General features: G+C 50.3%; 15 protein-coding genes and 2 pseudogenes. 13 read left to right on the forward strand and 4 right to left on the reverse strand.

Annotation, left to right across the window (positions count from 1 at the left end):
* Nucleotides 1–102 precede the first annotated feature (102 nt).
* The 9 genes from C8R14_RS14160 (at nt 103) to zwf (ending at nt 10,465) form a co-directional block, all read left to right on the forward strand.
* A complete protein-coding gene (locus C8R14_RS14160; protein WP_258333074.1) occupies nt 103–210 on the forward strand; it encodes a flagellar biosynthesis anti-sigma factor FlgM in 108 nt (35 codons plus the stop codon).
* A 1-nt stretch (nt 211) separates the two neighbouring features.
* Nucleotides 212–676 carry a flagella synthesis protein FlgN gene (locus C8R14_RS10325; protein ID WP_011635412.1) on the forward strand — a complete coding sequence of 155 codons (465 nt, stop codon included), beginning with the start codon at nt 212–214 and terminating at the stop codon, nt 674–676.
* A gap of 381 nt (nt 677–1,057) precedes the next feature.
* Nucleotides 1,058–2,983, forward strand: a complete 1,926-nt coding sequence (gene mnmG / locus C8R14_RS10330) for a tRNA uridine-5-carboxymethylaminomethyl(34) synthesis enzyme MnmG (RefSeq protein ID WP_011635411.1) — start codon at nt 1,058–1,060, stop codon at nt 2,981–2,983.
* Nucleotides 2,958–3,602: a 16S rRNA (guanine(527)-N(7))-methyltransferase RsmG gene (gene rsmG / locus C8R14_RS10335; RefSeq protein WP_011635410.1), complete on the forward strand. Its 645-nt coding sequence runs from the start codon at nt 2,958–2,960 to the stop codon at nt 3,600–3,602. The genes mnmG and rsmG overlap by 26 nt, the downstream gene beginning before the upstream one ends.
* Nucleotides 3,603–3,665: 63 nt before the next feature.
* The gene (locus C8R14_RS10340) at nt 3,666–4,430 is read left to right on the forward strand and encodes a ParA family protein (RefSeq protein ID WP_011635409.1); all 765 of its coding nucleotides are present in this window, start codon (nt 3,666–3,668) and stop codon (nt 4,428–4,430) included.
* 50 nt (nt 4,431–4,480) lie between these two features.
* A complete protein-coding gene (locus C8R14_RS10345) occupies nt 4,481–5,314 on the forward strand; it encodes a ParB/RepB/Spo0J family partition protein (RefSeq protein ID WP_011635408.1) in 834 nt (277 codons plus the stop codon).
* Nucleotides 5,315–5,650: 336 nt separating this feature from the next.
* Nucleotides 5,651–7,957 (forward strand): glucose-6-phosphate isomerase, encoded by a 2,307-nt coding sequence (pgi, locus tag C8R14_RS10350; protein WP_011635407.1) that lies wholly within the window; start codon nt 5,651–5,653, stop codon nt 7,955–7,957.
* Nucleotides 7,950–9,005: a phosphogluconate dehydrogenase (NAD(+)-dependent, decarboxylating) gene (gene gnd, locus C8R14_RS10355; protein ID WP_011635406.1), complete on the forward strand. Its 1,056-nt coding sequence runs from the start codon at nt 7,950–7,952 to the stop codon at nt 9,003–9,005. Before pgi ends, gnd begins: the two co-directional genes overlap by 8 nt.
* A 17-nt stretch (nt 9,006–9,022) precedes the next feature.
* A complete protein-coding gene (gene zwf, locus C8R14_RS10360) occupies nt 9,023–10,465 on the forward strand; it encodes a glucose-6-phosphate dehydrogenase (protein WP_011635405.1) in 1,443 nt (480 codons plus the stop codon).
* 178 nt (nt 10,466–10,643) lie between these two features.
* Here the strand turns inward: zwf and C8R14_RS10365 are convergent, their stop codons facing one another.
* A complete protein-coding gene (locus tag C8R14_RS10365) occupies nt 10,644–11,219 on the reverse strand; it encodes an HdeD family acid-resistance protein (protein ID WP_011635404.1) in 576 nt (191 codons plus the stop codon).
* Nucleotides 11,220–11,574: 355 nt separating this feature from the next.
* Between C8R14_RS10365 and C8R14_RS10375 the strand changes: the two genes are divergently transcribed.
* The 4 genes and pseudogenes from C8R14_RS10375 to C8R14_RS10390 all read left to right on the forward strand — a co-directional run bounded on the left by C8R14_RS10375 (nt 11,575) and on the right by C8R14_RS10390 (nt 15,974).
* A complete protein-coding gene (locus C8R14_RS10375; RefSeq protein ID WP_011635403.1) occupies nt 11,575–12,144 on the forward strand; it encodes a DedA family protein in 570 nt (189 codons plus the stop codon).
* Nucleotides 12,145–12,389: 245 nt separating this feature from the next.
* Nucleotides 12,390–12,911, forward strand: a pseudogene (locus tag C8R14_RS10380) (transposase).
* A 12-nt stretch (nt 12,912–12,923) separates the two neighbouring features.
* The gene (locus tag C8R14_RS10385) at nt 12,924–14,663 is read left to right on the forward strand and encodes an ABC transporter permease (protein WP_011635401.1); all 1,740 of its coding nucleotides are present in this window, start codon (nt 12,924–12,926) and stop codon (nt 14,661–14,663) included.
* Between the two features lie 21 nt (nt 14,664–14,684).
* Nucleotides 14,685–15,974 carry an ABC transporter ATP-binding protein gene (locus C8R14_RS10390; RefSeq protein WP_011635400.1) on the forward strand — a complete coding sequence of 430 codons (1,290 nt, stop codon included), beginning with the start codon at nt 14,685–14,687 and terminating at the stop codon, nt 15,972–15,974.
* A gap of 162 nt (nt 15,975–16,136) precedes the next feature.
* Here C8R14_RS10390 and C8R14_RS10395 read toward each other — a convergent pair whose 3' ends face one another.
* The 3 genes and pseudogenes from C8R14_RS10395 to C8R14_RS10420 form a co-directional block, all read right to left on the reverse strand.
* A complete protein-coding gene (locus C8R14_RS10395; RefSeq protein WP_011635399.1) occupies nt 16,137–19,388 on the reverse strand; it encodes an AAA family ATPase in 3,252 nt (1,083 codons plus the stop codon).
* 11 nt (nt 19,389–19,399) lie between these two features.
* Nucleotides 19,400–20,644 carry an exonuclease SbcCD subunit D C-terminal domain-containing protein gene (locus tag C8R14_RS10400; protein ID WP_011635398.1) on the reverse strand — a complete coding sequence of 415 codons (1,245 nt, stop codon included), beginning with the start codon at nt 20,642–20,644 and terminating at the stop codon, nt 19,400–19,402.
* Nucleotides 20,645–21,604: 960 nt separating this feature from the next.
* Nucleotides 21,605–21,690, reverse strand: a pseudogene (locus C8R14_RS10420) (IS5/IS1182 family transposase); the annotation flags it as partial.

The following is a 21,690-nucleotide window of genomic DNA, read 5'->3' on the forward strand; positions in this document are numbered from 1 at the left end:
TACTGCAGGTAAAAATAACAGTATACAATCAGCACACTTTTATCAGGAGCTCAGGCATCGAATGCTGGCAGCGAAACTGTTAATGCTGCGAAAGTTGCCGAAATCAAGCAAGCCATTAGCGAAGGTCGTTTCAAGGTGAATCCTGATGTGGTTGCGGATCGTCTGCTGGAAACCGTGAAAGAACTGATTCAAAGCAAACGTTCAACCTAAAATGGACGGTAATCCTCAGGCAATTCTGCAGAAAGGCGATACGCTAGCCTCGACTTTGCGACTTCAGCTGGAAAGCACTTACTTGTTTCTTGAGCTTCTTGAGCGCGAACGAAACCTGCTGGCTTCAGGAAGTATTGATGATTTGCCCCCGCTGGTTGCAGACAAGGATCGGGTCGTGAGTCAACTTTCACGATTGGATGCACAACTTAACCAGCTTCTCGCTGCAGCTGGCTTGCCTGGTGATGCGCAAGGAATAAGCGCCTGGCTGGCTGCCAATCATTCAAAATCAGCTGTTGCCCGCGACTGGGAGGAGCTGCTTAACCTTACCCGTCTTGCTCGGCAGCGTAATCAAACGAATGCAAATATCGTTTCCACCTGGTTGCAATATACACGACAGACGCTCTATGCACTGCATGGTGCGACAGGGCGCATCACACTTTATGATCCCAAAGGCCAGATGGCTTGACATCTCCTGAAGGCACCACCAAAATTGGTTTTTAGACGAGCCGTGGCCGCGTGATATTCGCTGTCGCGACTATCCATTTGACATGCCGGGCTGTTGCATCCCGTGCACAAGATTTTAGAGGCGTTCATGGCACGCTTATTACAAAGATGTTTCACGTGAAACATCTTTGTAATTACCACTTGTCCTTGTTCCGCGCCTACCAACCAGACACTGTCTCGCAGTCGTTGCCGGGCAAGATTAAGGCACACTAAAATCCTAATTGGCCGCGTATCGGTGCCAGCTTGATCAATTTCATATAAAATACCTCCAACTCCTTAAGCAATCTTCATCATATGACTGTCCAAGTCTGTTTAGGCGCACTGCGAACTGGCATCTGTATTTATGCATTTTTCAAGAGATTTTGACATTATCGTTGTTGGTGGCGGACATGCCGGAACGGAAGCGGCTCTGGCAGCTGCACGCATGGGTCAAAAAACATTACTTCTGACGCAAAATCTGGACACATTGGGGCAAATGTCATGCAATCCATCCATTGGAGGAATCGGCAAAGGCCACCTGGTTAAGGAAATTGATGCACTGGGTGGGGCTATGGCTGCAGCAATTGATGAAGCAGGCATTCAATTTCGCACGCTCAATTCAAGCAAAGGCCCGGCGGTTCGAGCAACACGCGCCCAGGCCGATCGTGTACTGTATCGCCAGGCCATACGCAAACGGCTGGAAGCACAACCCAATCTGCTGATATTACAATCTACTGTTGATGATCTGCTACTGCTGGACGACAAGATTACAGGCGTTGCCACGCATCTTGGAATTACCTTCTCGGCGCGCGCCGTGGTGTTGACGGTTGGTACCTTTTTGGGGGGGCTGGCGCATGTCGGTGACCGGAATTTTCAGGCGGGTAGAGCGGGTGATCCGGCATCAATCAGGCTTGCGCATCGCTTGCGTGAAATGAATCTATCGGTGGGAAGACTTAAAACCGGCACGCCGCCCCGTATTGATGCACGCACTATTGATTTTCAGTTTTTGCGCGAGCAGCCAGGAGATGAGCCAATACCAACATTTTCATTCCTGGGAAATACTGCACAACACCCTCGACAGGTGTCATGCTGGATGACACGCACCAATGAGAAAACGCATGAAATCATTCGCGCCGGGTTGGATCATTCTCCCTTGTATACCGGGAAAATAGAAGGTATCGGGCCGCGCTACTGTCCATCGATCGAAGACAAGGTGGTGCGTTTTTCTGACAGAGACTCGCATACCGTCTTTTTGGAGCCGGAGGGTTTGGAAACCAGCGAAATTTATCCGAATGGAATTTCAACGAGCCTTTCTTTTGAGGTACAGGTTGAACTGGTGCGTTCAATCGCCGGCCTGGAAAATGCACACATAACCCGGCCGGGTTATGCAATTGAATATGATTATTTCGATCCACGGGCACTCAAAAGATCTTTGGAAACAAAAGCGATCGACGGATTGTTTTTTGCTGGGCAGATCAATGGCACTACCGGCTATGAAGAAGCAGCTGCTCAAGGTTTGCTCGCCGGTTTAAACGCCAGTCTCAAGATAAAGGAACAAGAATCCTGGTGTCCGAGCCGTGATGAGGCTTACCTTGGAGTGCTAGTGGATGATCTGGTTACCCGCGGTGTAACAGAGCCTTACCGTATGTTTACCAGCCGTGCTGAATTCCGCTTGCAATTAAGGGAAGACAATGCTGACATGCGATTGACGGAAGCCGGGCATCAATTTGGTCTTGTTGATGAGAAGCGCTGGCAGATTTTTGCTGCCAAGCGGGAAGCAATCGAAACTGAAAAAGCAAGATTACGGCGTACCTGGGTGCCCGCTGGTGTCTTGCATAAATTACAAACACTGCAAACATCCGACCAATCTGACGATCGCTCCTATTCATTATACGAGCTGTTACGACGCCCCGGAATCAGTTATACAGAGCTGGTGTCATTGTCTGAAGTTGAATCGTCGATGATTGACGGCCGGATCGCCCAGCAGTTGGAAATTGATGTCAAATATGAAGGTTACGTAGAACGACAAAGACAGGAAGTTGTTCGTCATACACAGCATGAAACCATGGTTTTACCAAAAAACCTGGATTACAGTACCGTGCGAGGCCTTTCTAACGAAGTCACGCAGAAATTGAATCAGCATCAACCGGAAACAATTGGCCAGGCAGCACGGATTTCTGGTATTACACCGGCAGCCATATCCTTATTACTGGTACATCTAAAGCGTGGTATGGCACGCCAGGCAGCCAAACAGGAAGAAACGCATGAATCTGGAAAAACAGTTGCATGAAGGTCTGGAAGCAATTTCAGGGTTGTCCGCTGATGTGGCACATTTAAGCAGTCGGTTATTACGCTACATTGAACTCATCACCAAGTGGAACAGTACTCATAATCTGACTTCGGTAAGAAATCCCGAATCGATGATTACTCGTCATATGCTGGACAGCCTGGTCGTATTACCACATATTAGTGGGCCAAATATTGTTGATGTCGGTAGTGGCGCCGGCTTGCCGGGCATTCCCATTGCGCTGGCGCGTCCCGAATGGCAGGTGGTCATGGTAGAAAGTAACCAGAAGAAAGCTGTTTTTATGCAACAGGTTGTGGTTGAGCTGCGTTTGCAGAATGTTTCAATCAGACAAGAGCGTGTGGAAAAAATAAAGCCGGGAAACAAGGTGGATACTGTTATCTCACGCGCGTTTTCCAGTCTCGAACGTTTCATGCGCTTGTCGAAACATCTGTGTGAAAACAACGTTGATCATTGTCGTTTCATTGCCATGAAAGGAGCGTTCCCGGATATGGAGTTGATGCAACTCCCTCCGGAATTTTCCGTTGAGCAGATTATTCCCGTTGCGGTTCCTGGCCTGAGAGCCAAGCGTCATCTGGTCGTGATGCGGTGTCACTCCGAATGAGATTTATTGAGTGGGATATAAGCGTATTCCATAATCTTCTTGCCAGAACAGAGACGTAATTTAATGGTCAGGATACTTGCCATTGCCAACCAGAAGGGAGGGGTGGGTAAAACAACGACCAGTATTAATCTGGCCGCCAGTTTGGCAAGTATCGGCAAACGAGTATTGCTCGTTGATCTAGATCCGCAAGGTAATACCACGATGGGAAGTGGCGTAGACAAGCGCCTGTTGGATCATACCGTTTACCAAATACTGTTGGGCGAACAGACCATCGCCAAGGTTCGTTTATCGACAAAACCAGGGAAATACGACCTGCTCCCGGCCAATCAGGAACTGGCAGGCGCAGAAGTGGAAATGGTGTCGCTGGAACAGCGTGAATCCCGCCTGAAGGAGGCTTTACAGGCAATACAGGCAGATTATGATTTTATTCTGATCGATTGTCCTCCAGCCCTTAACCTGCTGACATTAAACGGATTATGTGCAGCACACGCTGTTATCATTCCCATGCAATGTGAGTATTATGCGCTGGAAGGCCTGAGTGATCTGGTCAACACGATTAAAAGGGTACGGATGGGTTTTAATCCATCCATCAGGATAGAAGGCCTATTGAGAACCATGTTTGATCCACGCAATCTGCTGGCGCAGCAGGTGTCTGATCAATTGAAACAACACTTTGGCAACAAGGTTTATCAGACCATCATTCCTCGTAATATCCGGTTGGCAGAAGCACCTGGGTTTGGATTACCGGTGCTTTATCACGATCGACAATCCCGGGGTGCCCGGGCTTATCTTGAATTGGCCAACGAAATTCTGGCAACAGCTAGCTAGCTGACGATCTGGCCAGAAATCCATAATATTTTTGATTGGGTACAGTAACTATGGCAAAACCTAAAGGATTGGGGCGAGGTTTGGACGCGCTACTGGCAGACAATTCCCAGGAAACAGATTCGCTACAAAATCTTGCTGTGGATTTATTGCAGGCCGGGAAATACCAGCCCCGGACGAGGATGGATGAAGCATCCCTGCATGATTTGGCAGAATCGGTCAAGGCGCAAGGGGTTATGCAGCCAATACTGGTACGACCGCTTGTGGCGGGTGGCTATGAAATTATTGCTGGGGAACGCCGCTGGCGTGCTGCTCGGATTGCTGGACTGGAGCAGATTCCAGCCATTGTGCGCGAAGTGCCGGATGAATCCGCACTTGCGCTTTCTCTGATTGAAAATATTCAGCGCGAAGATCTTAACCCTCTAGAGGCAGCGACGGGAATTCAGCGTCTGATCGAAGAATTTGGTATGACGCACCAAACAGCTGGTCAGGCATTGGGTTATTCGCGCAGTGCGATCTCAAATTTGCTGCGCCTGCTTAATCTGGCTGCCCCAGTGCAGGATCTGATTATGCAGGGAAAAATCGATATGGGACACGGGCGCGCCCTGCTCGCGTTGGAGGCCGGGAAACAACTGGAAATTGCGCATCTGATTATGCAAAGGCAGCTATCCGTGCGTGAAACCGAAAATCTGCTCAAGCGAATGAGTCAAGCATCTTCAGTAAGGAAACCGTCATTTCCGGATCGAGACCTGCTACGCCTGCAGGAAGATATATCTGCACGGCTGGGCGCCAATGTTGTAATCAAACAAGGGAAAAAAGGTGCTGGTAATGTCATCATTCATTACGCCAGTCTTGAGCAATTGGACGGAATTCTTGCGAAATTCTGAAGAACCTTGCGACAATCGCCCTGCTGGGATTGTTTTACATTCTGTAATCTTATCGCGTAATTTCTCTAACAGAGTAGTGAGGATTATCCAAGTTATTAGAATCACGTTAAAAACAAACTCAAAGTACTCATTTGTCGCACACAAATCACCGCACTTTTTCGCCTGTTTTTGCCTCGCTCTGATGGGCCTCTTGCCCATGTTTTCATCACCCTGCTTAGTGGCAACCTAGATGCCAGCTTGCTTGCCTCCTGATTGATTTGCGTCAAAAAATCAAACCATTCTTAACAGAATGTATGTTGTAATGAGAAAAAATCATCACTTCATGGAGTAAGCCATGTGAGTACATTACGTGAAACCGGAGTATGGAAGGCGCTGCATTCACACTATCTATCTTTTCAAAGGATACAGTTGCGCGGGCTGTTTGCGCGAGATAAGAAACGTGCCGAGCGTTACACCGTAGAAGCAGCAGGCTGGCGCCTGGATTACTCCAAGCATCGTATCAATGACAAAACCCTGAAATTGTTATTTGAGCTGGCACGTGAATGTAGCCTGGAATCGCGGCGTGATGCCATGTTCTCGGGCAAGGAAGTCAACACCACTGAGCAGCGCGCCGCCCTGCACATCGCGCTACGTGCCCCTGCTGATTCAGTAATAAATGTGGCAGGCGTGAATGTAGTACCTGAAGTACAGGCAATACTCAAACGTATGGCTGAATGCGCCGAGTTGATCCGCGCGGGAGAATGGAAAGGCTACAGTGGCCGACCGATCCGTAACATCGTTAATATTGGTATTGGCGGGTCGGATCTGGGCCCGGTAATGGCCTGCGGGGCGCTGTGCCATTATGGCGAACGCAAGTTGAGATTACGCTTCGTTTCCAATGTGGATGGAACGGATTTTGTAGAGGCAGTACACGGATTGAGGCCGGATGAAACCTTATTCATTATAGCTTCCAAAACGTTTACCACACTCGAAACCATGACTAATGCGCACACTGCGCGTCATTGGCTGCAAACCGCTGCAGGACGTGACAGGAAAGCCATCACACCCCACTTTGTAGCGCTCTCGACCAATGAGAAAGCTGTCAATGATTTTGGTATCCCCTCCAAACAGATGTTTGGTTTCCAGGAATGGGTAGGTGGGCGTTATTCCATGGATTCTGCTATTGGCTTATCCATTATGATTGCCATCGGGCCGGAAGCTTTCTGCGAAATGCTTGCTGGTTTTCACGCCATGGACGAACATTTTCGCAGTGCACCACTTGAACAGAATCTGCCTGTCATCATGGGGCTTCTGAACGTATGGTATGCGGACTTCTTTGATGCGGGTACCGTCGCAGTATTACCTTATGCACATTCTCTCAAGCGGTTTCCTGCCTATCTACAGCAGCTCACCATGGAATCCAACGGCAAGCATGTGACACTTGACGGAAAAAGTGTGGATTACCATACCGGCTCCGTGTTCTGGGGCGAACCAGGTACCAATGGACAGCATTCGTTTTATCAGTTGATTCATCAGGGCACACATTTGATTCCTTGTGACTTCATTGCCTTTGCTGAATCGCTCAATCCGGTTGGACGACATCAGGATCTGTTGTTCGCCAACGTAATCGCGCAGGCCGAGGCGCTTGCCATGGGCAAAACACTTACAGAAGTGCAAAAGGAAGGGGTATCGGCCGAATTGGCACCTCATAAGGTTATGAAAGGCAACCAACCGTCGAGTCTATTGTTTGCTAAACGACTTACACCAACATCATTGGGAGCACTAGTAGCACTGTATGAGCACAGTGTATTTACACAAGCCACAATATGGGATATCAACCCCTTTGATCAATGGGGGGTGGAATTGGGCAAACGGCTTGCATCGCGCATAGCAGAGGAAATAGAAACACCGGATGTGACGCTGGCACACGATGCTTCAACTAATGCCTCAATTCGCTGGTACTGTTACATGCGCGGACAGAATAACAGCCAAGAAAAACAAGAAAAACGCTGTGTACTGGCGCTGGATGTAGGCGGCAGTAACGTCAAGGCAAGAATAAGCGGCGAGAAATTAAAAATTAAAATCCCATCTGGTTCAGACATGACACCAGAACTTATGCTCACGCAGCTGGATAAATGTTTACACGGATGGCATTACGATGCAGTAAGCGTTGGTTTTCCAGCATTGGTTGTACATGGGCGTATTGCGAACGAACCAGCTAATCTTGGCACTGGTTGGGTAGGGTTCGACTTTGCCAAGGCATTTAGCTGCCCGGTCAGGATTATGAATGACGCTGCCATGCAGGCACTTGGCAGTTACGAAGGCGGGTACATGCTATTCCTTGGCCTTGGCACCGGTCTTGGTTCCGCTGTCATTGTGGATGGACGGATTGAGCCAATGGAACTGGCGCACCTTCCATACAAACAGCATACCTATGAATATTACGTTGGTAAACATGCGCTCCAACGCTTGGGAAAGCGTAAATGGCGAGCTGAAGTGTTCGCAGAAGTTGAAATGCTGCGCATTGCACTTGAACCTGATTACATCGTACTGGGTGGTGGTAACGCACGACTTTTGAAAAAACTACCGACCGGTGTTCGCCGTGGAAAAAACGCCAATGCATTCACTGGTGGTTTTCGCCTGTGGGAGGATGAGTATGAATGATTCAACAAATGCTGATCATACGATACAACTCGGTTTTATCGGCTTGGGGCGTATGGGCCTTAATATGGTGGAGCGATTGCAGAAAGCCGGTATAGGTTGCGTGGTATTTGATACCAATTCTGAAGCATGTATTGCCGCTACAAAATCGGGAGCAGAGACAGCGATCTCGCTTAATGATCTGGTTAATAAGCTTGCCTTACCTCGTGCAGTATGGCTCATGCTGCCCACCGCAGTAGTGGATAAAGTGCTCACAGTGTTGACACCCCTTCTCAGTGCCGGCGATGTCGTGATTGATGGGGGAAATTCGCACTATGTGGCAGATCTACGCCGTGCTGCATCACTCGCAACCAGACAAATTTATTACCTGGATGTGGGTGTCAGCGGCGGTGTGTGGGGGCGAGAACGCGGTTATTGCCAGATGATCGGCGGTCCTGATGCGGCCTATCAGCGGCTTGAGCCTGTATTTCGCACATTGGCACCTGGTGTGGAAGCCGCGACACGCTCGTCGGGCCGCAGCGGCGAGCCGACACCTGCCGAACATGGCTATTTGCATTGCGGGCCGAATGGCGCCGGACATTTCGTCAAGATGGTGCACAACGGCATAGAGTATGGATTAATGGCAGCCTATGCTGAGGGGTTGAATATACTGCATCAGGCGAACGCTGGAAATGTCCGGCAGGAAATAAATGCCGAAACTGCGCCACTCGAACATCCCGCACGCTATCAGTACGATTTTCCGCTCAATGACGTGGTGGAGTTGTGGCGCCGTGGCAGCGTGATTGGTTCCTGGTTGCTGGATTTGACAGCCATTGAGATGAATGAGGATATGACGCTTTCACGTTATACCGGACGTGTATCTGATTCTGGTGAAGGCCGCTGGGCGGCACTCGCGGCAATTGAAGAAGGCGTCCCGGTTCCGGTACTTGCCGCAGCACTTTTTGGCCGCTTCACATCACGCGGGCATGATGAGTTTGCCGATAAGGTAATGTCTGCGATGCGCCACGGATTTGGGGGGCATGATGAAAAAACCGCTCCGGATGACAAATAAAAGAAAAAGGAGGAGGTGTGTCTGATACAAACCTTGTGATTCTTGGTGCAACCGGAGACTTGACGCAACGTTTGCTCATGCCGGCATTGTATCGCCTGCACCAGTCGGGATATACGCGGGATCTTAAGATTACGGGGTATGCCATTGAGGACTGGAGCAAGGAGCATTTTCGCGATCATATTCAAGAGGCATTACGTACATTTGTATCGGATGACAAGATTGAGGATAAACACCAGACAGAATTTTGTGCGGGCCTAGATTACATTACCGGTAGTCTTGAAGCCGGGCAGATGAAAGAAATCGGGCGTCGCGTGAAAGGGTCGATACTTTTTTACCTGGCGTTACCTCCACCCTTGTTCGGTGCTGCAGCTGTAGCGCTAGGTGAAGCAGGACTTGCGCAAACTACTGAAGGCTGGCGACGTCTGGTAATCGAAAAACCTTTTGGTACTGATCTCGCCAGTGCTGAAATGTTGCGTAAACAGATTCACAGTCAATGGGCCGAGGAAAATGTGTTGCGTATCGACCATTTCCTGGGCAAGGAAACTACGCAGAATCTGATGGTGTTCCGCTTTGCCAACCGTTTCCTCGAACCACTCTGGAACAGCGCGCATATTGCGCAAGTGCAGATCAGCTGCCCGGAAACGTTGGGAGTAGAGCATCGTGCCGCCTATTACGATCACGCAGGGGCATTACGCGACATGCTGCAAAATCACCTGATGCAATTATTTTGTCTCACCGCTATGGAGCCGCCGTCAAGCTGGGATGCTGAAGTGTTGCGTGATCACAAAGTCGAAGTATTGCGCGCGGTAGTGCCATTCAATGAACACACAGTGTGTAACCGAGTTGCGCGCGGCCAATATACTGCTGGCAGCATTGACAGTAAAAATGTACCTGCTTATCGTCAGGAATCTGGTATCCCTGTTAACTCAAATACTGAAACTTTCGCGGCACTGCGTTTCGAAATCAACAACTGGCGCTGGCAAGGTGTTCCCTTCTACCTGCGCAGCGGCAAGCGCATGGCTAGTGATTACTCAGAGATCGCGATACAGTTCAGGCAAGTGCCAGACGCGCTGCCTGATGGCAGCGCTGCGCCGAATAACTGGATGATATTCCGCCTGCAACCACAGGAAAGTCTCAATCTGGTAGCGACAGCCAAAAAGCCCGGTATGGAATTTGCCACGCACACCGTGGTACTTACTGCACCTTATGCACAAGAAGGTGTCAGAGAATTTTCAGCGTATGAACAGTTGCTGATGGACGCAATCAATGGTAATTGTTCGCACTTCCTGCGTTTTGATGAGGTTGAATGGTCATGGCGCTTGCTTGATCCGGTGTTGCATGCGTGGCGCACAGGCAGTCCTGAAGAATATGCTTCCGGCTCGGAAGGGCCGCCATCACAGAACCAGTTGCTTACAGCTGGCCACAGCTGGCGGCCAGTACAGATGCATTCGGAAAATTGACTATAAATGTACTTGACTGATCAGAATTCTGATCAGTCAAGTACGAATGCTATTATTGATTTATTGCATAATAAATGGGTAAATCGGGTTGAATTTTGTAAATATCATCCTGAGCACCCCTATTCCTGGTTGCGCACATTTTCGGCATAAGCCACTGTTGCCGCGTCGCAGATATTGTTTATGTGTTGTGCGTGGGCTGTTTACTAAAGGTGCGTGTCTTGAACGCCAGACTCACAAGCAGGATACCAAAGATGATGGCATAAGCACCAATCAGCCAAAGCAAGGCAAGAGCACCGGCCGCTGGCTGCGCCATGAGGAGAATGCCAAAGACAAGTGATGCAAGGCCACCCAAAATGAGCAACCATTCGCCCGTCATTTCTTTGCGCAGGCGAATCGCAGCTACAATCTGAAGAGTACCAGTGGCGACTGCCCAGATTGCAATATAAAACAGTAGCGCTAATGCGGTGACACCAGGAACCACAAATGTCAGGACCCCCACACCAACGCCAATAAATCCCCAAAGGAGCAATACCCACCAATGCTCGTGTATCTTGCGCCCTATGACTGCGGTCCAGATACCAAGGATACCGTCCATCAGAGCAAAGGTTCCGAAAAGCAACAACATCGCTACCAGTGAAATCTCGGGTTGAAACCAAAGCAAGATGCCAAACAAGATAGCGATGATGCCGCGCAGTAATAATATCCACCAACTCCGGGAAAAAATAGTGGTTAGTTGATTTTCTACAATGTTCATTGTCGGCTCTCCTCTCAGATGAAGATCAAAGTTGATTGACTGGATTCGATTGATAAAGTTATTTTGTCAAATGATTTTACGTTAAGAACGAAACTGTATCGGACTATCCGTATTTCACAGGAATCCGGATACTGGTTTATAGTTTTTCATCGATTTTTTATGATGACTATACGTGAAGAGTAAGGTACACAGAACGTGGCAACAAGATATATCAACCGGACAAGCAAGGTAGTGAGCATCGCGATTCACCTGGAAAACCTGCCCGTTACAACCTTGTACATTAACCACTTTGATACAGAGTCTATTCAAATAATTCAGAAAATAGATTATTCCCTGCATAAGGAAACGTTTGAGCATGGATGTTCCTGGCTTGATTCAATCGTATGGTTACCTGGCTGTTGCCGTGGGAACTTTTCTTGAAGGTGAAAGTGTGTTGTTAACCGCCGGTGCGGCAGCCTTTCATGGCTATCTCTGGATGCCTGCAGTCATTTTGATAGCAGCCGTATCGGGTTTTCTGGGTGATCAAATCTCTTTTTGTGTAGGACGCAGATACGGCAACAGATTACTGGCAAAATTCCCTTCCTTGCGGCGACGAGCTGCACGTGTAAGCGCACTACTGGAGCGTCATAACGTGTTGTTTATCCTCGCTGTTCGTTTTATGTACGGGCTGCGTGTTGCCGGGCCTATGGCGATGGGTATGAGTGGTATTTACTGGTCTCGGTTTCTGGTTCTGAACCTGGCGGGAGCAATTATCTGGGCGATTACGATTGCCAGTATTGGCTATGGACTCGGCCAAGGTTTTGTCTATCTGCTCGCTCATTTTGATGCTGAAGAAATCTGGTTACTGGTCGCTCTCCTGCTTCCAGCGACCATCTGGAGATTGATTGTGCGCAGGAAACACTCGGTACGTTCAAAACATTCTTAAATTTGAGCGATATCCAGTTGTCGTATCTGGATAAACATTTGTTATAAAGAGGTACGAAAATTCGAGGTATAAGACCCTTAGCGCATATGTTCTGATAGCAAATCTTTGGTATTTCTTGATATTTTCGTCACCACATCTTTCTGTGCAGGACGACTGCCAGAATTCGCTGATAGCATGACAACTTAAATAGTTGTAGTCATGAGGCTAAAGATATGAAATCCTTTTATCTTTTAAAAGGATTTCATATGACGCCATCCCATTGCAGGCATGATATTTCAGATAAGGTATGGTCACTACTTGAGGAGCATTTACCAGGTAGAGAAGGGGCATGGGGAGATAATCAGGAGATGAATCGGGCGAGAAAGGGAGCTCAACACCAAGATACATCTGGCCGTGGATGCGCATGGTATGCCGCTCAGAATCCTTGTTACACAAGGTACCACTGCTGATTGCCCGCAAGTTGGCCGCTTGATCGAAGGGATGGATGCAGATCATCTGCTGGCAGATCGTGGCATGACAGTAATGCCATTATTGAACAGGCGGAAAAACGGGGAGTGGAGGTTGTTATTCCTCCAAAGAAGAACCGGAGGACGCAAAGGCATTATGATCAAGTGCTGTATAAGCTGAGGTATTTCGCCGAAAATACTTTCCTTCATCTCAAAAAGTAGCGTTGCTACAGACACACCCAAAATACCTCTTCTTTCCTTGCCGCCGTACAAATTAGATGTCCGCCCTCCGGACAGGTATCTTGTGACTATACTATCTAGGATCAATCAGAAATGATGCAACGTTTATCTGTCAGCAAATGGTCACGTCGTTTCTCCGCACTATTCTGGGATGGTGTTGCTGCACTGCTGGTGCTCGGTCTGGTGGTTTTTCTTGCCCAGGCCAGCCGCGACTTTATGCAGCCTCTGGTGGAATCAGGGCACGATGTCATCAGTCTTGATCCATCCGCCTTACCGGAGTACGCACTGCGAACATCACTCAGGATGTTGCTGGCAATGGTGCTATCGCTGATTTTTACCTTTACGTATGCAACCTGGGCGGCCAAGAGTTGGCGCGCTGAACAGATTCTCATCCCGCTGCTCGATATCCTTCAGTCGGTACCGGTATTGGGTTTTATCTCGATTACGGTGGTGTTCTTCCTGTCCTTTGCACCTGGAAAAATGCTGGGTGCCGAACTGGCTTCAGTTTTTGCTATCTTTACCAGCCAAGCCTGGAACATGGCGTTCAGTTTTTATCAATCACTGCACACGGTTCCGAGAGAGCTGGATGAAGTATCGCGCTCGTTTCGGCTCAGTCCTTGGATGCGTTTCTGGAAGCTGGAAGTGCCTTTTGCAATGCCGGCACTCATCTGGAACATGATGATGTCCATGTCGGGCAGCTGGTTTTTTGTCGTGGCATCCGAAGCAATCAGTGTGGGTGATACGATCGTCACCCTCCCGGGGATCGGCTCTTATATTGCGTTGGCGATTGATCAGCGCGATCTTGGCGCGATCGGCTGGGCAATTGCAGTCATGTTGATAGTGATCCTGATTTACGATCAGCTCCTGTTCCGGCCATTGGTGGCCTGGGCAGATCGTTTTCGCTTTGAGCAGGAAACCGGAGGAATGCCACCGCCGCACTCCTGGGTGCTGACTGTGCTACATCGTTCACAATGGATAACGTTTACCACAGCTTTGTTTGCCAGAATCTGGCGATGGACTTACCGGAAATCGCAACAACCTGCTCGAAAAAAAGCATTTACCTGGAAAGGAACAGGAACAAACCTGAAGCCGTGGGTAGATTGGCTGTGGTATGGAACAATTACCGTAGTTTGTGCCATCATTTCATGGAAAATTACGTTCTTTATTTTGCAGGAAGTGGCGCTGGCAGAAGTGGGAACGGCCATGTTCCTGGGTTTTATAACCATGGTGCGTGTTTTTGTGCTGATCGCGGTTGCCAGTGTTATTTGGGTACCGGTGGGTGTCTGGCTTGGACTGAGGCCAGGCGCAGCGCGTATTGCCCAGCCAATTGCCCAATTCATGGCGGCATTCCCAGCTAATCTACTGTTTCCGCCTGCGGTGTATGGGATCGTAGTACTGCAGCTTGATCCAGATATCTGGCTGAGTCCGTTGATGATCCTGGGAACGCAGTGGTATATCCTGTTCAACGTTATTGCAGGCGCATCAACTATTCCAGGCGAGTTGCACGATATCAGCGCTAATCTTGGTGTCCGAGGATGGTTGTGGTGGCGACGCATTGCGCTGCCAGCAGTGTTTCCTTTTTATGTGACAGGCGCCATTACTGCCTCGGGTGGATCATGGAACGCCAGCATTGTTGCCGAAATAGTCAGTTGGGGAAGCACTACATTGCAAGCACATGGCCTGGGCGCCTATATTACGGAAGCGACTGTTGCTGGGGATTTTCATCGTGTCGCACTCGGGATCGCAGTCATGAGCGCGTTCGTCGTCGTGATTAACCGCCTGTTCTGGCGCCCGCTGTATGCATTGGCTGAGCGCAAATTCCGTTTAGGGTGAAAGGAGAATCACATCGATACCGTGTTGCTGGATATTCACGAGATTCACAAATCATTTCGCAAACCGGATGGCAGTGAGTTGCTCGTGCTTGATGGCATCAATCTTGCTGTTAACAAAGGTGAAATCATCGGCTTGCTGGGTCGTTCAGGTTCCGGTAAATCCACGTTGTTACGCTTGATCGCTGGACTTGCGCCGCCATCGGCAGGCTCGATTATCTATCTTGGCAACGAAGTGACCGCCCCTCCACCTGGCGTAGCAATGGTTTTTCAAAATCCGGCTTTGTTTCCCTGGCTTACCGTGCTGGAAAACGTACAACTCGGTCTGGAGGCACTAGGGTTGCCGATCAATGAAGTGCGCCAGCGTGCTATTAAAGCGATTGATCTGATCGGGCTTGACGGGTTTGAATCAGCCTATCCGCGTGAATTGTCGGGCGGTATGCGGCAACGTGTCGGCTTTGCACGCGCACTGGTTGTGCACCCTAATATCCTGCTCATGGATGAGCCCTTCTCAGCACTCGATGTGCTGACAGCGGAAACACTGCGTACCGATTTTCTTGATCTCTGGTCGGAAGGCCAGCTTCCCATCAAGGGCGTGATCCTCGTTACCCACAATATTGAGGAAGCTGTGCTGATGTGTGACCGTATCTTCATTTTTGGCAGCAATCCTGGTCGGATTATTAATGAGATCAAGGTTGAACTGCCGCACCCGCGCGCCCGTCTTGATCCCACCTTTCGCGATCTGGTCGAGCGCATTTATGTGGAAATGACAACCCGCGTGGTTTCAACATCTGCCGGCAAACGCACAGAATATTTCCCTGGTACGGGAATCGGGACGATTCTGCCATCTGTAACCTCGAACTCGCTTTCCGGCTTGATTGAAGCCGTAGCAGCTCCGCCCTATAACGGTGAAGTGGATCTTCCTGTCATTGCATCCTCCTTGCTTATGGAAATTGATGATTTATTTCCAGTGGCTGAAACACTGCAGATGCTGCGTTTTGCCGAAGTAGCCGGGGGCGATATTAAACTGACCACAGAAGGTCTGCAGTTCGCGGAATTTAATACCGATCAGCGCAAACGCTTGTTTGCCTGGCATTTACTGACCTATGTTGCGCTGGCAGCGCATATCCGGCGCGTACTGGATGAACGACCAACACACCGCGCGCCCTGGAGCCGGTTTTCAAGTGAGCTGGAAGATTACATGCCACAAACAGCCGCTGAGCGAACTCTGCGAACCATCATCACCTTGGGGCGTTATGCGGAAATTTTCTCATATGACGACAAAAAGCATATCTTCAGTCTGGATAATCCTTAAAGAGTTGCTGACTGATTTCTGCTGTAATCATGGACTCCATTTTTGACAACACACCTCACCCGGTGGCGGAGGCTGAAGAACGATACCATCGTACACTTGCAGAGCAGACTTCAGAGCCTGTTTTGCTTTAACCAAACAGCCTCCGCGATTTCTCCCAGAAATTCAAAACCCGACGCCACCGCATCCAGGCCCGGATATCTGGCTTCTGCCACCGGTTTGCGGGGTTACCTGGATCTGCGTGCTGATCCGCTCCTTCAAGGCAGGCACGTGCGAAATGACGCCGATCAGCTTGCCGTCCTGCTGCAGGCCCGCGAGGGTTTCCAGGGCGGTGTCGAGGGCTTCCTCGTCCAGGGTGCCGAAGCCTTCATCCAGAAACAGCGAATCCACCCGGACATTCTTGCTGGCCATATGGGACAACCCTAATGCCAGGGACAGGCTGACGATAAAGCTCTCCCCGCCGGAAAGATTCTTCGTGGACCGAATCTCCCCAGCCTGGTAGTTATCAACTACGTTGAGCTCCAGAGGCTGAGCGTCGTCTCGAACCAGCAAGTAGCGGTCGGTCATTTTTTGCAGTTGCCGATTGGCGTGACCAATCATCATTTCGAAGGTCAGCCCTTGGGCGAAATTGCGGTACTTCTTGCCGTCTGCGGAGCCAATCAATTCGTGCAGATTTTCCCATCTGCGGCACTCTTTTTTCTGGGCCTCGGTAGCCGCTTGCTTCTCCTTTATCCGCTCTTTGGCGGCGGCATTTTCACTCAACTTGTGCTTGAGGCCGGCAAGGATATCTCGCAACTCTTTCAGGGCATCCTCTTGCTCTTTGAATTGGGGCTCGAGCTCCTCCAACGATTTGTCGGTGACTTGCCGGGCCATTTCCGTGGTCAAGCGCATTTCCCGATCCTTCCGGCGGGCATGGAGATCGGTTTGACGTTCATCCAGATTCCTGGCCGTCGCCGTCAACTCAGCCTTTCGTTCAGAGGGAAGCCTGGCTGCCAGAAACTGTTCTTCAGTTGAAAAGCCCACGGGCGCAAGTTCTGCGGAGAATTCAGTTTCCAATTTTTTCAGTTCCGGCGCTCGTTGGTCGATGCGTTTTTTCAGAGATTCGACATGGGCCTGCGCGGTATTCCATTTTTGCTGACGCTCATTGTGCCGTTCTCTGGCTTGTTTTTCGGCACCTTCGGCATCCAAAATCGCTTTGCTCAAACGGCGCTCCTCATCGTCGGGATGCTTGTCGCCGTACAGTGCATTACGCTCATCACTTCCAGCGGCGAATTCCTTTTTCAAGGTACCCAGGCGCTCCCGCTTTTCGGCCAGAGCAGCGCTTTGCGTTTCGATCACCGCATTCAGCCGCTTCATCTCGCTGTCGATGGCGGCAATTTGTTTCTCGATGTCCGCCTTTTTCTTGACCTGAGCTTGCCATGCCTCCAGCCGCTTCTTAAGGGTTTCGATCAGTGATGAAATGTCCGTTTCAGGGATGCCCACAATACCAAGCGGCTGGAGTTTGGTAGAGACAGTCTGCCTGCGCTCGGCAAAATCGGCCCGGAGCTTTACCAGGCCGTCCTTCATCTCGGCCAGGGCTTTCTCGGCAGCCTTCTTGTCATTGGCCGCTGCTGACTCCAGCTTTTCAGCCTCCGTCAAATTTTTGCGGGCCAGATTTTCTGCATCGAAGAGTTTCTTGATGGCGGCTTCCTGATCCTCGGCTTTACTGATCAGACTGGTCAGGGAATCAATCTTCTTTTCGGCTTCATCGGGGACAGGAACATTCCCTTCCGCGAAGGGGTGTTCGGTTGCGCCGCAAAGAGGACAGGGCTTGCCGTCTTCCAGTTTTCCTCGGTGACCTTCAAACTCCGCAATTTTCACAAGGTACGCCATCTCACGCAGCAGCGTTTCCTTCTCGGCGCGGTATTCTCGCAATAAGCGGTCTCCCAGCAACTGGCTCAATGCGTCTTTGCCCTGCTGAATCTGTTTCGAGGCGTCCTCCAGTTCCTGCTTCCGAATGCCGGATTGTTTCTGACGGTCGCCGAGTGACTTTGTCGCCTGTTCCAGAGTCGTCGTGGCCGTTTGTTGATCAACCTCTTTTTGAACGATTTCTTTTTGCTTGGAAAGCAGGCTGTTCAATTGTTCTTCAACACCGGCCAAACCGCTGATCAGCCATTCATCCCGTGCATGCTCCTTGAGGTAGCCGTCCACAAGCTCCAGCGTCTCCTGAGCCCTGGATCGTTTTTTCTGCTCTTCGAGCCAGGCTTTTTGGTCTGCATCAATCTTTGCTGCATCCTTCTTACAGCCCTCATCGCCTTCCGAAACTGCCTTTTTTTGATCGGCAAGTTTTTGATCCAGGGAACGCACCTTCTGCAATGTCGGCGCGGCCGCTTTCAGCGCTTCTTTGGCTCGAACGGTTTGTTGCTCCGCCGATTTCAGTGCTTCGGCCTGTTCCTTGGCGGAGGATGTCAGTTCCGGAAGCGCCTCTTCCTCAGCTTTCAAGCCTGCTCTATCATCCGCCTGCTGTTTGCGGGTGGCGGTGAGCGTTGCGAATACACCGTCCAGTGAGGCGGCACTCAAAGCCCGGCCCAGCTTTTCACGATCCGGCTTGAACGCCTCGATATCGTTTTGCAGCTTGCTCGCCTCGTCAGTCAGGTTGCCAATTTCCTTCTTCAGGCCATCGATGGTGATAAGCCAGACAATGCCCTTCCCGGTATCAGCGGATTTAGCAGCAAGATCTATCTCTTCCTTCTGCTTTGTCGCGAGTGCCTGCCCAATCGCTTGTTCCTGCTCCGGATCAAGCATCACGATACCCGCCGTTTCAGCCTGGAGCAGGTTCAGCTTTTCCCGCTCTTCGCGCTGGCGCTCATGAACACGGATGGATATCTGACTGTAGATCTCTGTACCCGTTATCTGCTCCAGGATTGGAGCCCGATCATCCGGCGCCGCCTGGAGGAACGCGGCAAAGTCGCCCTGGGCCAGCAACATGGAGCGAGTGAAACGGTCAAAATCCATGCCGGTAGCCGACTCGATCTGCTCGGCTACCCCTCTGATTTTGGATTCAAAAATCTCGCCAGAATCGGCATTGGCCATTTCGTGTTTCGGGGCCTGGAGCTCGCCATCCGGCTTCTTGCGTGCCCGGTGTTGGCTCCAGTGACAGCGAAAGCGCCCAGACCGCGTTTCGAAGGTCACCTCGGCGAAGCATTCGCCGGTCTGGCGGGACATAATTTCGTTTCCGCTCTTGGTAACCTTGCTCAGGCGCGGCGTTCGCCCGTAAAGGGCGAGGCAAATAGCATCGAGGATGGTGGTTTTCCCCGCACCGGTGGGGCCAGTGATGGCAAAGATGCCATCAGAGGTAAAGGCCGGGTGCGTCAGGTCGATTTGCCATTCGCCGACCAGCGAGTTCAGATTTTTGAAGCGTATCTGCAATATTCTCATCGATAGCCGCTCTACTCCGCCTGTACGTTATCATCATAGAGAGACAAGAGCGTCTCCTGATAGGCTCGGTGCAATTTCGGCCGCTGCGCTTCAGGCACGTCATGAACGGCGAGACATCGCTCGAACACGTCGTTCACGTTCAGATCGTCGAGTGTTTCCTCTGCATGCATTTGTCCCAGCACGCGGTCGATGATGCGGTTGTTCTTTATCCGCAGAATTTCCATTTGGGTGCCGGCAATCGCTATCTCCAGGCGCTCGCGCAGGTCGCCAATGACCTCAATGCCGTCGTAAATGATTTCGAGCCAAGCTTTGTCCGTTGCCGACAATTCGAGGAGACGGCTTGAGATGCCATCCCAGTCTCCCTTGACACGCTCGAGTTTCTGAAACACCGGCACGTTGATCAATTGTACGGATGCAGTTGTGCTGTGGCCATCGTGCTGCCCAAAGGCAACATGGCAAACGCTCTTCTGCTGTTTGGCTTCTCCGAACCCCATGGGTAATGGAGAACCGCTGTACCGTATGGTCTCAAGGCCGTTCACCTTTTGCGGGACGTGGAGATGCCCAAGCGCCAGGTAATCAAAACTCGCAGGGAAAATCCCCGCCGTCACATGCGCCAGGGAGCCAACGTAGAGTTCACGCACGCCATCGCCGTCAATAGTTTGTCCACCAGCGGTAAACAGATGTCCCATGCCCACAATGGGTAGATCAACCCCAAGTTCCTCGCGCTTCTGTTCGGCCAGGGCAGCAACAGTGGCGTAATGCGTGCGGATGCCGTCAATCAATTTCCGCTCCTTGTCCTCGACACTTTCACCCGCTTCCGCCACGCGTATATCCCTGTCGCGAAGATAGGGCACGGCACAGACAATCAGTTCCGGCACACCCTGCTCATTACGCAACACCAGCACTTCGTCTTCCGGGTGCTCGATCGTTGCACTTCCAACCACGTGGACATCAAGGGCCTTGAGCAGCTCCCTGGGGGCATTGAGGAACGAAGGAGAGTCGTGATTGCCTGCGATGACAACAACGTGGCGACAAGATGAGGCAGCCACCTGGCACAGGAAACGATAATAAAGCTCCTGGGTGCGATTGCTCGGAGCGCTGGTGTCAAAGACATCACCCGCCACCAGCAGAGCGTCAATTTCATTCTGCTGAATCGTCCCCGCCAGCCAGATCAGAAAAGCCTCGAACTCCTCGTGGCGTTTTCTGCCGTAGAGCGTGCGGCCAAGGTGCCAGTCAGAGGTGTGGAGGATTTTCATATAGTCTCCTGCAGAATCCAATCACATTCCAATACAACGTATTCGGAGATTGTGTCAAACTTCGCAGGATCAAGCTGGCAGATAGATTCATTCTCTATAAGGGAAGTTTCATTGATACATATCTGAATGACAGAATTTTTGGCATCAAGACCCAATAGACGGAAAATTTGAAGCTTTTCATAGCCATTCTCGCAAGCCTGGTATAAAGCCTTCATGCTATTAACGCTGCTGATTCGATTAAAAAAATCGGAACATGAATAATCTCCAAAGTATCTTGACACTTCAGTGCAACCATTGGAGTATTTTTTGGCTCCATTTCGGGGTATTGGTCGTCTGGTCTTTTTGACTCTCTGCTGTCAGTCGCATGCTTTCTCTTGGGCAACACATCGGAAATAATCTGAGCATCATCTTTGTTGTTAACGACTTCAAAATTGCGCCTCAATCAAACTAGTTTGACGATATCATCTTTTCCAGACGATAGAGCATTTTCACAGATCTGCGAAAAAGTCCCTATATCGTCTTTACCAATACGGCAATCGGTGATTTGGTCGGCAGCCGATTTGAGAAACGCAAAAAAGGGGATGCTACCCTTTCTTAATTGCTTGATCCATGTTTTCCGGGATACCGCATCACATCACGCAGCGAGGAAGAATAATATAGAGCAGCGTCCCCTTTTTCCAATTACGGCGTGATCAAGTTGAACGAACAAGCTTACGCCATGCTGAAATACAGGAAACGACTGGATCTGGTGCCGGGCGCAACGCGTATCTGTTTGAAGAACCGGGCGCGCTGGAACAGGCTGCCCGGCTTGCTGTTGATTGGTTTTCGAAATATTTCTGTGAGCAAATATAAGTAAATAATTATGATAAATAATTGCTACAGCGAAAAAGGATAGCGTCCCCTTATTTCTCGAATAGCTGGAGAAAGAACATGGCCAGAGCACAATTACTTAGAACCTGTTCAAAGTCTTTTGAGTAGAAGGGCCAGGAAGGCCAGGTGAATAAACTGCAAGCTGGTGTTGAGTAAGCGCTCACAGTTCTTCCACA

It is taken from the genome of Nitrosomonas eutropha (assembly GCF_003201195.1).
GTDB classification, from domain to species: domain Bacteria; phylum Pseudomonadota; class Gammaproteobacteria; order Burkholderiales; family Nitrosomonadaceae; genus Nitrosomonas; species Nitrosomonas eutropha.

Excerpts from the sequence above, each read along its gene's own strand:
- gnd (WP_011635406.1), top strand. The coding sequence starts at position 7,950 with ATGAATGATTCAACAAATGCTGATCATACGATACAACTCGGTTTTATC.
- C8R14_RS10385 (WP_011635401.1), top strand. The coding sequence starts at position 12,924 with ATGATGCAACGTTTATCTGTCAGCAAATGGTCACGTCGTTTCTCCGCA.
- C8R14_RS10395 (WP_011635399.1), bottom strand. The coding sequence starts at position 19,388 with ATGAGAATATTGCAGATACGCTTCAAAAATCTGAACTCGCTGGTCGGC.
- C8R14_RS10345 (WP_011635408.1), top strand. The coding sequence starts at position 4,481 with ATGGCAAAACCTAAAGGATTGGGGCGAGGTTTGGACGCGCTACTGGCA.
- mnmG (WP_011635411.1), top strand. The coding sequence starts at position 1,058 with ATGCATTTTTCAAGAGATTTTGACATTATCGTTGTTGGTGGCGGACAT.
- C8R14_RS10400 (WP_011635398.1), bottom strand. The coding sequence starts at position 20,644 with ATGAAAATCCTCCACACCTCTGACTGGCACCTTGGCCGCACGCTCTAC.
- C8R14_RS10340 (WP_011635409.1), top strand. The coding sequence starts at position 3,666 with ATGGTCAGGATACTTGCCATTGCCAACCAGAAGGGAGGGGTGGGTAAA.
- C8R14_RS10325 (WP_011635412.1), top strand. The coding sequence starts at position 212 with ATGGACGGTAATCCTCAGGCAATTCTGCAGAAAGGCGATACGCTAGCC.
- C8R14_RS10365 (WP_011635404.1), bottom strand. The coding sequence starts at position 11,219 with ATGAACATTGTAGAAAATCAACTAACCACTATTTTTTCCCGGAGTTGG.
- C8R14_RS10375 (WP_011635403.1), top strand. The coding sequence starts at position 11,575 with ATGGATGTTCCTGGCTTGATTCAATCGTATGGTTACCTGGCTGTTGCC.
- rsmG (WP_011635410.1), top strand. The coding sequence starts at position 2,958 with ATGAATCTGGAAAAACAGTTGCATGAAGGTCTGGAAGCAATTTCAGGG.